This is a genomic window from Microbacterium lushaniae, assembly GCF_008727775.1.
Classification (GTDB): Bacteria; Actinomycetota; Actinomycetes; order Actinomycetales; family Microbacteriaceae; genus Microbacterium; species Microbacterium lushaniae.
On record NZ_CP044232.1, the window covers coordinates 2219514 to 2231521 of the forward strand.

Below are 12008 nucleotides of genomic sequence, written 5' to 3' on the forward strand. Positions count from 1 at the left end.
GGTGGCTCTCGGAGCCCGCCTGCCGAACGCGCAGGGGACTGAGCCCCGTGGCAGGGCATGCGGCCAGGCATGCATACGGACGCCCGGTTCCCAGGGCCTGGCTAGGGTGGAAACGATGACGGATTCGCCGCGGCACGTGCTCGGGCGCTTCGCCCCGATGATCTACGGGCCGACGCTCTTGTTCGCGCTCGGTGAGGGCGCGGTGCTGCCGCTCATCCCCGTCGTCGCGAAGAGCCTGGGCGCCGACGTCGCCGTCGCAGCACTCGTGGCCTCCGCCCTGGTGGTCGGCCAGTTGTGCGGCAACATCCCCGCCGGCTGGGTCGTCGCCCGCTACGGCGAGCGCCCGGCGATGGCCGGCGCCGGCTTCCTCGCCCTGGGCGCGATCGTGGCCCTCGCCCTCGCCCCCAACCTGGCGCTGTTCGCCACGTCGGTGTTCCTCATCGGGTTCTGCGCCGCCGCGTTCGGGCTCGCGCGGCACTCGTTCATGACCACGCGCGTTCCGCTGGTCTTCCGCGCGCGGGCCCTGTCCCTGCTGGGCGGGACGTTCCGTCTGGGGATGTTCCTCGGCCCGTTCGTCTCGGCGGCGCTGCTGGCGATCTTCGCCGACGAGCACGTGGCGATCTGGTTCTTCGGCATCACGCTGCTCGGCGCCGTCCTGCTCGTCCTCTTCGGCCGCGACCCCGAGGAGGCGCTCGTCGCCGAGGAACGCTCGGCGCGGGCCAGCGCCCGGGATGCCGCGGCCGAAGACAGCGGCGAGGCGGTCACCGGTTCGATCCCCGTCGTCGAGCGTGCGGGCGTCTTCCGCACCATGTGGCGGTTCCGGGGAGTGCTCGGGCGGCTGGGACTGGCCGCGGCATCCCTGTCGGCCGTCCGTTCCGCACGGCAGGTGGTGCTGCCCCTGTGGGGCGTCTCGATCGGCCTGGACGCGCAGACCATCGCCCTCGTGGTCGGGGTCTCGGGTGCCATCGACTTCGCCCTGTTCTACGCCAGCGGTCAGGTGATGGACCGCTTCGGCCGGCTGTGGGCGGCCCTCCCGGCGATGCTGCTGATGGGTGCCGGATTCCTCGCCCTCTCCCTCACCCACGACACCGCAGACCCCGGCCTGTGGTTCGGGATGTTCGCCGCCGTCCTGGGCGTGGGCAACGGCCTGTCCAGCGGACTGCTCCTCACCCTCGGCGCCGACGCTGCCCCACCCGCCGATCCGGCGCCGTTCCTCGGATCGTGGCGCACCCTGACCGACGCGGGCGGCGCGGCGGCCCCGCTCCTGGTCTCGGCCGTGACCGCAGCCGTGTCGCTGCCGGTCGGGATCGCGCTCGTCGGCGTGATCGGGCTGCTCGGGGCGGCGGGGTTCGTGCGGTGGGTGCCCCGGTACGTCCCGCGCACCCCCTGACCGTGATCAGCGCAGCGCGTTGCGGCTCGTCGCCGTCGCCGACAGCGCGACGCCGTCGGGGACGAACATCGTGATGACCGGCGGATGCCACGTCCCCGCCACCGTCACGCGGGCCGACAGCCCGTCCGCCGCCGTCGCCGACATGAGGACGGCCTCCTCCCCCACCGCGTCCACCATCTCCTGCGCCGCCGTGCGGACGTGGTCGTCCGTGAGCGCGGTGCGCGGCTCGCCGGACTCCACGACGAGGGTGAAACCGTCGGCCGCGGCGAGCGCGGTGGCATCGGCGAGCGCATCCAGGCGCTTCTGCGCGAGGTACAGCGACGTGGCGTTCACGCACACGAGCACCAGCACGAGGGCGAGCACGGCGTAGCCGATCGTGAGGATCAGGACGCTCCCCCGGTCGTCGGCGAGGGGGCGGGCCGGCCTCATCCGTCGCTCCAGAACCGCGACACCTTCTGTGCCGACGATGCCTCGACCGGGATGCGGGCCAAGCGGTCGAGTCCCAGCACCGGTGGCACGAGCGGCAGCTGCACCTCGGTGCGCACCGTGACGACGACCGTCGCGCCGGCCTCGGGGCATGCCGCGCCCGCATCACGGCACGACACCTCCACCTCCACCCGATCGGCGTCCAGGCCGTACTCGGCCACGATCGTCGCCAGGATGCCGGAGGCCCGCGCGTCGGCCGCATCCGCACCCTCGGCCGTCGCCACCGCCCGCGCGATGTGGCGCGCGCCGGATTCTGCCCCCAGGCTCTGAGACTGGATCATCCCGAGCGCGATCACGAGGTACACCACGGGCACGAGCAGCAGGAGTCCGACGAAGATGAACTCCACGGCAGCCGATCCGGTGTCATCGGTGGTGCGCGTCCTGATCTCAGTCCAGGGATTCCAGCGGCGCATGGCCGGTCACCTCCAGCGCCCGGGCGACGCCCAGCAGTCCGAGAAGGGGCAGCGTGGTGCGCACGGTCACCCGCACCGCCGGAGAACCCGCATCCGCCGACTCCGCCACCGTGATGTCGCCGGCGTAGGCCTCACCGACGGCACGCGTCACGAGCTCCCGCGTGCGCTCGGCCCCCTGGGCCAGGGTCGTGTCGGCGAGCGCGGCGTGGAACGCGCCTTCGACGGCCGCGTCGTGCGCGACATTGCGCACATACACTCCGAGCGCCAACTGGATCACCGCGAGCGTCAGCAGGGTCAGGAGCGCGCCGACCAGCACGAACTCGACCGGGGAGGAGCCGGCGTCGTCGGCCAGGGCTGCCCGAACCCGGTGGCCGACCGACGCGCCGCGCATGAGCGGCCTACAGTCCCGACACGCGCGAGATGGCCTGCTCGAACAGCTGCGCGAGCGCCGGCCCCGCCAGCGCCCAGATCACCACGACCAGCCCCGCGGTCATGAGCGTGATGAGCACCCAGCCCGGCACGTCGCCGCGTTCATCCGATACCGCGTCGCCCCACGCCGTGCGCAGACGCTGCATCCCGCGATGGATCCGTTGCATGCGGACCCTCCTTTCCGGCGTCAGCCGATTCCCAGTCGAAGCAGAAAGATCCCCGGAAAGACGGCGTAGAGCACGCTCAGGGGCAGGATCAGAAAAACCAGCGGGATGAGCATCAAAATCTCCTTCCGTCCCGCCTGCTCGATCAGCGCGCGCTTGGCGCCTTCCCGCGCGTCGGTGGCCTGCGCCTGCAGCACATGCGCGAGCGGTGCGCCCCGCTCGAGGGCGGCCACCACCTGATCGAGTGCCCGGGACAGCGCCGGCACCTCCAGCCGTCGGCCCAGCGCGGTGAGCGCGTCGGGAAGGGGTTCGCCCGTACCCACGGCCAGCAGGGCGCGACGGATCTCTCCGGTGAGCTCGCCCGACCCGATCTCGCCCACACGCCGCAGCGAGTCGAGGATCCCCTCCCCCGCCGAGAGGCACAGCGCGAGGAAGTCGAGCACCGTGGGCAGCTCCTCCTCGATCCGCCGCGTGCGGCCGCGCGCCGCCCAGGTGAGGCGCGCATCGCACAGCACGACCGCGGTGCCGGCGAGCACGGGCGCCACGATCACGGCCGGCGGCGTGAAGCGACCGGCGAGAGCTGCGGCGACGATGAGAAGTCCTCCCGCCGCGAGTCCGGCGAGCGCCCACGCGAGCTGACGGGCCCGGAAGGCCGCCGCATCCAGCCGCCATCCCGCCTGGCTCAGTCGCCGGTCGAGCGACTCCGAGCCGCCGACCGCCCCCGCCACACGCGCGAAGGTGCTCCGGACGGCCTCACGGAGCGTCGGCACGGGCGAGAGCGCCGGCCCGAGTCCGAGCGGGTCGGTCACATCCCGGAGGTACGGGGCCACCCGCCGGACAAGACTGGGTGCGCTGACCCGCGGCGCAAGCGAGACCAGGAGGCACACGCCGACGCCGAGCGTCGTGCCCAGGATGACCGCGAGCGCCGGTTCGGTGAGCAGGCCCGGGCTCATCCGAACCACCTCCGGGGCTCGGGAAGGCGCCCGATCCGCAGCATCAGCCGGAACGCGACCACCGAGACGAGGCCGCCGGCGAGGATGAGGCCGACGCCCTCGGGGCTCGCGTACGCCTCGGCGCCCTCGGGCCGCAGCGCCAGGAGGACGAGGATCACCCACGGCGCGACCACCCCGAGCACGGCAGCACCCCGGATCCACGATTGGCGCGCCTCGACCTCTCCCCGCAGCAGCGCGTCGGCCCGCACCGAGGTCGCCAGCGCCCGCAGCACCGTAGGCAGCTCGGTGCCGCCGACCTGCCGCGCCATCCGCAGGGTCTCGATGATGCGGTCGGCGACCGGGTCGGCGAGGGCCGTCTTCAGACGCCGGATGCTGGAGTCGAAGTGGCCCGAGGCGTGCACGTCCACCGCGAACGCCGCGAACGCTGAGCGCAGCGGCGGCGGTCCGGCCGTGGCGAGGCTGGAGACCGCGTCGGGCAGCGACATCCCCGCGCGCACCGACGCGATGAGCAGATCGCACACATCGGGCCACAGGGTGCGCCGCGACCGGAGCAGGCGCACCCGCCGCGCGCGCAGCCACACGAACGGCGCCGCAGCGCCGGCAGCGGCCACCACGGCGGCGAAGGCGGGCACCGAGGTGACCAGCCACGCGGCCGCTGCGGCGATGAGCGCGCACGCGGCCGCCAGGATCAGCACGACGCGCGGCCGGACGCCGCCGAAGCCGGCGGATTCGAGGAGTCGCGACACCGCTCCCGCCGAGACGGGCTTCTCCGTCGGGTGCCGCGCGGGCGGCCACAGCCACGGGGAGGCCATCAGCAGGACTCCCCCGGCGAGCAGCGCGCCCAGCAGGAGGGTCATCGCCTGCTCCCCGGAACGACGCGGCGCACCTCCGGCGCATCGCCGAGGATCCGCCCGGTGGGCTCCACGATCTCCGCGACCCGCCGCATGCCGGTCGCGTCGCGTTCGCAGTGCACGACGAGGTCGACCGAGCGCGCGACGGCTGCCGTCACGAACGTCGCATCGATGTTCCGCCCCGCCAGCAGCGGCAGCGCGGCGAGCTTCACGAGCGCCTCCGGAGCGGAGTTGGCGTGGATCGTCGCGGCGCACGGGACGCCGGTGTTCAGCGCGAGTACGAGGTCCAGCGCCTCGGCATCCCGCACCTCGCCCACCACCAGCCGGTCGGGCCGCATCCGCAGCGCCTCCTTCACCAGGCGCCGTAGGGTCACTTCGCCCGTGCCTTCCAGACTCGGCTGCCGACCCTGCATCGCCACGAGATCCGGGGCCTCGACCCCGAGTTCGAAGGTCTCCTCCACCGTGACGATGCGCTGGGCGGGAGCGGCTGCGGCGACGAGTGCGCCCAGAAGTGTGGTCTTCCCCGCGTGCGTGGCGCCGGAGACGAGGATGCTGCGCCCCGCGCGCATCGCCTCGGCCAGCATCTCGGCGGTGGCCCGGCTGAGCGATCCGGCGGTGACGAGGTGGGCGAGGTCGCGGTAGGCGGGCGAGAACTTGCGGATGTTCACGGCCCAGTGCCGGCGGGTGATGTCGGGGATCGCCACGTGCAGGCGTGATCCGTCGGGAAGCGACGCGTCCACGAACGGCTGACTGAGGTCGACCCGCCGCCCGGTGGTGTGCAGCATCCGTTCGACGAGATCCCGGACGATCGCGTCGGTGAGGGTCAGCGGGACCCGTTCGGCGCATCCGCCGCGCGCGATGAACACCCGGTCGGGCGCGTTCAGCCACACCTCCTCGATCGTCGGATCGTCCAGGTAGGGCTGCAGCGGGCCGAACCCGGACAGCTGCGCGAGCACGTCGCGCACGCACCCCGCTTCGTCGTCCACGGGCTCGAGGCCCCGGGCCAGGGCGTAGTCGTTGTGCCGTCGCACCTCGTCCGCGGTGATGCGGGCCGCCAGCTCCGGGTCGCGCGTGGGATCGGCCTGCTCGGCGCGGAGCCGCTCACGCACACGCTCGGCCACCGCGGCGGCCGCGGGAACGGGGGAAGCGTAAGCCAGGCTCACGCGGGCATCCTCGCAAACCCCCCGACGGCTCGCGGAAGTTGTCCACACCCCGCAGATGCGGAAACGCCGTGGCCGAGCCGTTCAGGCTCGACCACGGCGCGTGGTGTCCGCTGCTCGCCCGGAGCGCCGGGCTCAGCGGTCAGACCGTGACCAGTCGGTCCTTCTCCGTGTACACCTGGTAGGCCGCGACGGCGATGTCGCCGCGAGCGACAGGGCCGACACGACGAACAGGGCGGTCGGGTCGTGCGAGGGTTCCACGGCGAACGGCGACGTGGAGACGAACGTCGGAACCGCCATCGACGAGCTTCTCGCGCGACTACGGGTGTGACGTCACAGAGCGATCCAGGTGTTGTCGGTGTTCCACCAGTGGGTGATGGCGCCATCGGCGGTCTGCCAGAAGACGACGCATTGCGTGCCCGTGTCGACGACGATGAGCTCACCCTCGGAAGCGGATGCCATCGTCGCGCCCCCCAAGGTCAAAGCACCAGCGAGCCCGACGGCTGCCGCCGTCTTGATGGCCAGTCGGCGAAGCGAAACAGACATGATTCCTCCTATGATCCCCAGCGCGAGCCGGCTGCGCGCACTATCTCTCCTCGACACTAGGAAGTCGGACTCGGGCGTTGCACCCGTGGTTTCCGGGGTGGCCCGCTCCCTGCCGCGTGGCGCCTCGACAGGCACGCACGACTCACCGCGCCCGGAGGGCGTTGCGCGGATCCAGCCGGCTGAGCACACCACCGATGGCGGCTCGGGAGGGGGCGCCGAGCTTCGCGCGGATACGCGCGACGTGCTCCTCGACTGTTCGCACGCTGATGCCGAGCACCGCCGCGATCTCTTTGTTGGCCCGCCCATCGGCCACGAGCCGCGCGACCTGCGTCTCTCGGCTGGTGAGCACTGTGAGCGCACTGGCCGCCGCGCGATCCGAAATGACTCGCTCGGCTCGCTCGGCGATGACGCGGGCTCCCGGCATCCCGGCGGCTTCGAAGTCGTGTCGCGCGCGTCGCATTCGTTCAGCGGCGCGTGCGAAGTCGCCGAGCATCAGGTGGGTACGCGCGGCTGACAGGCCGAGCCACCCTGATGCGATGGACCCGCCCGTGCGCTCGTGCGCGGAAAATGCTGCGTCGAGGAGTCGCGTCGCAGCTTCCGCGTCGCCTTCGGCCGCGCGCGCTTCGGCCGTTGCGGAGTAGCGAAGCGCCAGCCCCACTCCTCGCCACGCAGGACTGGGCGCGTCGGCGGCGGGCCGGCCCCGTCGCGCGCCGAGCGAGATCGCCGTCGGGGCGGACAGCCGGGCGATCCAGCCCGTCATGGGCGCGGGAGCATGGAGCACGAGTGACGGCTCCGCCGACCGTGCTCCCCCGCGCACGTCGTCCGCGAGCACACACGCGACGGCAGTCAGGCGCAGCGTGTCGGTGTCGCGAGCGGTGGAGGCGATCTCATGCGCGGTCCGCGCCATCCGGTAAGCGGACTCGCCCGCACCACGAACCGCGTGCACGTACGACAGCAGCGCTTGCAGGATCGCGTAACGCTTGAGATCTCCGTCGGCTCGCGCGGCGAGCGCCCCCCTCTCCAAGAGATCGTTCGCGTCGCCCCATCGCTCAAGCTGCACGGCTGCGGCTCCCGCCCACACCAGCGCGGGTAGCAGATCGGGATCGTCACACGATGCGAGCGCCGTCGTCGCGCGGGCGAGAGCCTTCACCGCATCGGCAGTATGGGCGAACTCGGTGGTTTCGAGCGCGCGCAGCGCCAACTCCGCAATCCGGTCTCTCGCATCTGCCCCCAGCTGAAGGACGCGTGCGGCATCCGACCAGTCGTCACGGGCGAGCAGGGCGTCGGCGCACTCCGTCCGTACGCAGAGGTATTCCCGCCCGCGGTCGACGTCACCTTCGGGTCGCTGAGTGAGGCGCAGCCGTTCCCGGCGCCGCGCGGGACCATCATCGTCACGGGAGGACCCGAGGGCGCGCATCGCCGCTTCGGGGCGACCGACTGCGGCGAGCGCACGCACCCGGATGAGATCTCGCCGTTCGTCCACGACGTGCAGGGTCGCCCCCGTCCAGCGGACGGCGTCTTCGGGGTCGTCGATGAGCCGCTCGTGCGCGAGTTCGCGCAGTTCCACCACCTCCGCGGCGGAGAGCTCGTCGCCGATCATCGACAAGTGCTCCGCGCGTGCAAACGGGTCGGTGCCGAGCGGATCCTCCATCAGGATGCGGTGCATACGGCGACGTTCGCCGAGCGTCAGGTTGCGATACACCGCGGCCCGAAGAATCGGATGAGCGATGACCACTTCGCCGTCGTTGCGTGTCGACAGGATCGCCATGCCCCTCAGTTCGGCCTCGGCCGCCCGCACGACCTGCGCATCGAGTCCGACGAGTCGTTGCACGGTTGGAACACGAGACGACCCGCTCATCGCAACGGCGCCAAGCACGATCCGCTGCGTCGGCGTAAGCCGCTCGATGTCGGTGCGTAGCGCTCCGTGGGCTGAGGGCAGCTCGCCGAGCCGAACGCCCTTGAGAGAAGATCGAAAGGCGTTGGCCTCTGGGGCGCTGCGCCACACCTGAGTCAGCAGCGTTGCGAACAAGGGGTTGCCGTCGGCGTGCGCCGCGATCATGCGACGACCCTCCGCCGATACATCGACGAGAAGCGACTCGATGCCTTCACCGGACAGGGGCCGCAGGGCGAGTCGGTCCAGACGCGCACCCGACCGACGTGCCGCCTCGAGCAGCCGCAACGGAACACCGGTCGGGCGATGGACGAGGATGACCGTGAGCGGGCTCGGGGTCGCTGCGATCAAAAGGCGCTCGATGGTGTCGAGAAGATCGTCATCGGCCCACTGCACGTCGTCCACCACGAGAACGGCCCCCGGACTCAGCACCCCGAAGTCCGCCCGTCCGTGCCGTTCGCAGGATCGCGGATGTCCCGCGCTGATCCAGCGGACGTCGCGTGGCTGTGTTCGGTCATCCTCGGCCTGGCGGCGCAGCACGCCGACCGCCCGGCGCACAAGGGCGGACTTGCCGGCCCCGAGCGGGCCATCGACGAAGAACACAGAGCGGTCATCCCGCCCATGCATGGCCGCGAGCAGGGTCTCGAGCTCCTGCTCTCGCTCGACGAAAGTCGGCACGCTCACGCCGGCGCGTCCTTCCTCAGGCGACGCGGTGGGCCGAACCGGTGCAGACATGACCCTCATCCAACACGATGGGGCACGTGGGCATCGGCAAGATGACGCCTGTGCGCAGAAGTGCCCGCCGCGCCGCAGCCTCCCTGATCGTGACCACGCCACTCGACCGCGACGGCGCAGGGAATTGGAAGGCTCGGATGGATGTCACCAAGCGATTGATCAAGAAAGGCAAGAAACAGCTTCGCCGCGTGGACCGAGTATTGCTGCGACGCACAAAGGGTCCTCGGCGGCACGCCGGAAGTACATCGAGGAGGCATCTCGCCTGGGCTGGTGACGGCTCATCCTCAGGTGACCACGGCAGTGACCGAACCGGGGGACGCGTAAGCGAGGCTCACGCGGGCATGCTCGCAACCCCGGCGGACCCGCGGAAGCTCTCCACAGCTGGAGAGCTCCGCGCGGGAGGCTCGGCCGGTTCAGGCGGAGACGCGTGTGGGCGTGTCGGCGACGCCGGGAAGCTCACACAGCATGGTGCCCGAGGTGAGATCGGCCAAGGCGTCGCGGAGGTCGCGGATCCGTTCGTGCACCTCGCGCTCGATCCGCTCGCCGAGATCCGCCCAATCGGACACCTCGGCGCGGCCAGAGGTGGGAAGGGTCGTGAGCAGATCGCGGATCTCGGCGACCGAGAGCCCGACCCGCTGACACACGCGGATCATCCTCACCCGGCACGGGGCATCGGCGTCGAACCTGCGCTGGTTGCCGTGCGTCCGGCGGCCGGCGATCAAGCCGTGCGCCTCGTAGAACCGCACCGCCGACGCCGCGACACCCGTCGCGGCCGCGACCTGTCCCACCGTCATGCCGTCTTCCACGCCCTGAATGCCGGACATGTCGGTCACCGCCTTGACTTCAACCAATGTTGAAGTCTTAGCGTACCGAGGCATGAAGAGATTCGCCGCCCCGAACATGCGGGATCCCCGCGCCACCGCCGCGTTCATCAGCTGCTGGAGACTTCGAGACCGACAGCATCAGTCCGACGCCGCCGAAGCGGCACTCGCCACCATGCCGGCAGCGCCCGGGATGGTGAGGTTCTCCGTTCTCCGCGCCCTCGACGACGACACGCTCCTGGTCCTCGCGCAGTGGACCGACCCGGCCACCCGCGATGTCTACCTCGCCGACACCCGGAGTCCCCGCGGCACGGTCGATGCGCTCGTGCCCGGAATCGAGCGGCTCTGGCGCGTGACGGCGCTGCCGCATCGCGTCGTGACAGGCCCCGCCATCGACCAGGAGCCCGGATGCATCGTCATCACCCGGCAACCCGTCCCCCCGGCGGAGCGGGCGGAACAGAGGATCTGGATCGACGCCGAGATCGCCGCCCTCACAGCCGCCGCCGACGGACTCGTGGCGGCGACCTTCTATGCCACCGATGACGGCTCACCCGCGCTGGCCCTCGCCGAGTGGACCACCGAGGACGCCCACCGGGCGGTGTCGGGCGCCCAGACGATCTCCGGACGGCAGGAGGGCGCGCCCGAACCGCCCACCGGTCGCCGCTACGCCTTCGTCGGCGCGGTCGGAGTCGAGCCGTGAGCGCCGCCGGCACGGCGGAGCGCCGCCCGGATGACGCGGCTGCACGGCCGCGCATCGCGGTCATCGTCGGCAGCATCCGGCGCGGCCGGAAGGGTGATTCGGTCGGCCGGTGGGCTGTGGATCACGCCCAGAGCAGGCGCGACGCCGATTACGTCCTCGTCGATCTCGCCTCGATCGGTCTGCCGCGCTTCGATGCGGAGACCCCGCCCAGCTTCGGCCGGTACCGCGACGAGCACACGCAGCGCTGGTCGCACCTGATCGCCGGCTTCGACGCGTTCGTGTTCGTCACCCCGGAGTACAACCGCTCCATCCCCGCCGCGCTCAAGGACGCCATCGACCACCTCTACTCCGAGTGGAACGACAAAGCGGCAGGGTTCATCGGGTACGGGGTCGTCGGCGGCGTGCGCGCGGTCGAGCACCTCCGGCTCATCTGCGGTGAGCTCCACCTCGCCGACGTCAGTACGAGCCTCGCCATCGATCTCACCGACATCACGCGTGAGGGTGTCCACGCGACGGGTCGGTACGAGGCGGAGCTCGACGTCATGCTCGACGAGCTCGGGGCATGGGCGAGGGCGCTGCAGCCTCTCCGCCGTCACCGCGCTTCGACGAGCGCAGCGTGAGGCCGTAAAGAACGGCCACCACCGCCGCGGTGAGCGCCGCGGTGACCCACGGGTCGTACCCGCTGCCGGCGGCCGGCGACAGCGCCCACGCGAGGTTGGATGAGGCCTGGCAGATGACCGCCCACCACACCGATCCGCCGGCCACGGTCAGCCGCACCAGGAGAAGCATCAGGACCACCGTGAACACGCACTGACCGACGATCCAGGATGCCGCGTGTCCGGCCTGCACCAAGGGGATGACGTGCCACACCGCCCACACCACCCCGATGAACAGGCCGCAGCGCAGCTCGCCGGTGATCGCGAGCAGGCGAGGGAGCAGGAACGCGGTCCAGCCGACCTGCTCGGCGAACGCGCTGACCAGGAACACCCCGGCCAGCCCGAGCGCCGCGGTTCCCGGCGCCTCGAACCCGTCCCCGTGCCGCGTGACGACGGCTGAGACGACCAGCACGACCGGCATCGTCACCAGCGCGACCACGCCGGTGAACACACCGCGCGGCCGAGCCGTCAGCCGGGCGCCCAGCTGCCGCAGAGACCGCGTCCGCGCTGCCACGACGACCGCCGCGATCGCCGGGCAGACGAACATGAGCGCCGCCGCCGGCACATTCGCCCGTGTCACCGACGACAGACTGCCGATCAGCGGACCCACCACGTAGAACACCGCGCTGGTGGCGAAGAGGATCGCCAGGAACCATCCGATGTCGGCGACCTCGCGCCGTACCGGCCGGGTCGGGCGGTTGGCAGAGCGCCGGATGAGTCGCACGGCCCCGAGCGTAGAACCGGCGGTGTCGCGTGGGAAGCCCGAGCGCAGCCCTGACACCGTGGTCGCGGCGGGTGTACCGTGCTCACGCA

14 protein-coding genes are annotated in these 12008 nt (G+C 71.7%); 3 read left to right on the forward strand and 11 right to left on the reverse strand.

The window, feature by feature from the left end; all coding sequences use genetic code 11:
• Positions 1 to 115: 115 nt before the first annotated feature.
• Entirely contained in the window at positions 116 to 1390 is a 1275-nt protein-coding gene (locus tag F6J85_RS10610; protein WP_150918333.1) for an MFS transporter, read from the forward strand.
• Positions 1391 to 1396: 6 nt separating this feature from the next.
• Here the strand turns inward: F6J85_RS10610 and F6J85_RS10615 are convergent, their stop codons facing one another.
• The 10 genes from F6J85_RS10615 to F6J85_RS10660 form a co-directional block, all read right to left on the reverse strand.
• Positions 1397 to 1819 (reverse strand): pilus assembly protein TadG-related protein, encoded by a 423-nt coding sequence (locus tag F6J85_RS10615; protein ID WP_150924951.1) that lies wholly within the window; start codon positions 1817 to 1819, stop codon positions 1397 to 1399.
• Complete coding sequence (locus F6J85_RS10620; protein WP_150924952.1) at positions 1816 to 2289, reverse strand: TadE family protein; 474 nt, start codon at positions 2287 to 2289, stop codon at positions 1816 to 1818. Before F6J85_RS10620 ends, F6J85_RS10615 begins: the two co-directional genes overlap by 4 nt.
• Positions 2264 to 2680, reverse strand: coding sequence for a TadE/TadG family type IV pilus assembly protein (locus tag F6J85_RS10625; protein ID WP_150924953.1), 417 nt, complete (start codon positions 2678 to 2680; stop codon positions 2264 to 2266). The genes F6J85_RS10620 and F6J85_RS10625 overlap by 26 nt, the downstream gene beginning before the upstream one ends.
• A 7-nt stretch (positions 2681 to 2687) precedes the next feature.
• Positions 2688 to 2885 (reverse strand): hypothetical protein, encoded by a 198-nt coding sequence (locus F6J85_RS10630; RefSeq protein ID WP_150924954.1) that lies wholly within the window; start codon positions 2883 to 2885, stop codon positions 2688 to 2690.
• 20 nt (positions 2886 to 2905) lie between these two features.
• On the reverse strand, positions 2906 to 3835 hold the full coding sequence (locus tag F6J85_RS10635; RefSeq protein ID WP_150924955.1) for a type II secretion system F family protein: 930 nt from the start codon (positions 3833 to 3835) through the stop codon (positions 2906 to 2908).
• A complete protein-coding gene (locus F6J85_RS10640) occupies positions 3832 to 4692 on the reverse strand; it encodes a type II secretion system F family protein (RefSeq protein ID WP_150924956.1) in 861 nt (286 codons plus the stop codon). The genes F6J85_RS10635 and F6J85_RS10640 overlap by 4 nt, the downstream gene beginning before the upstream one ends.
• Positions 4689 to 5849 (reverse strand): TadA family conjugal transfer-associated ATPase, encoded by a 1161-nt coding sequence (locus F6J85_RS10645; RefSeq protein ID WP_150924957.1) that lies wholly within the window; start codon positions 5847 to 5849, stop codon positions 4689 to 4691. Before F6J85_RS10645 ends, F6J85_RS10640 begins: the two co-directional genes overlap by 4 nt.
• Before the next feature lie 330 nt (positions 5850 to 6179).
• Positions 6180 to 6392, reverse strand: a complete 213-nt coding sequence (locus tag F6J85_RS10650; RefSeq protein ID WP_150924958.1) for a hypothetical protein — start codon at positions 6390 to 6392, stop codon at positions 6180 to 6182.
• Positions 6393 to 6534: 142 nt separating this feature from the next.
• Positions 6535 to 8967, reverse strand: coding sequence for a helix-turn-helix transcriptional regulator (locus tag F6J85_RS10655; protein ID WP_191906585.1), 2433 nt, complete (start codon positions 8965 to 8967; stop codon positions 6535 to 6537).
• Between the two features lie 464 nt (positions 8968 to 9431).
• Positions 9432 to 9920, reverse strand: coding sequence for a MerR family transcriptional regulator (locus F6J85_RS10660; protein WP_202980825.1), 489 nt, complete (start codon positions 9918 to 9920; stop codon positions 9432 to 9434).
• Between F6J85_RS10660 and F6J85_RS10665 the strand changes: the two genes are divergently transcribed.
• Together F6J85_RS10665 and F6J85_RS10670 are read left to right on the forward strand one after the other, a co-directional pair.
• A complete protein-coding gene (locus F6J85_RS10665) occupies positions 9895 to 10539 on the forward strand; it encodes a hypothetical protein (protein WP_150924960.1) in 645 nt (214 codons plus the stop codon). The two genes, F6J85_RS10660 and F6J85_RS10665, sit on opposite strands and share 26 nt — an antisense overlap.
• Positions 10536 to 11159: an NADPH-dependent FMN reductase gene (locus tag F6J85_RS10670; RefSeq protein WP_238706921.1), complete on the forward strand. Its 624-nt coding sequence runs from the start codon at positions 10536 to 10538 to the stop codon at positions 11157 to 11159. The genes F6J85_RS10665 and F6J85_RS10670 overlap by 4 nt, the downstream gene beginning before the upstream one ends.
• Here the strand turns inward: F6J85_RS10670 and F6J85_RS10675 are convergent.
• Positions 11080 to 11919 (reverse strand): CPBP family glutamic-type intramembrane protease, encoded by an 840-nt coding sequence (locus F6J85_RS10675; protein WP_150924961.1) that lies wholly within the window; start codon positions 11917 to 11919, stop codon positions 11080 to 11082. The genes F6J85_RS10670 and F6J85_RS10675 overlap by 80 nt on opposite strands.
• Positions 11920 to 12008: the final 89 nt, after the last annotated feature.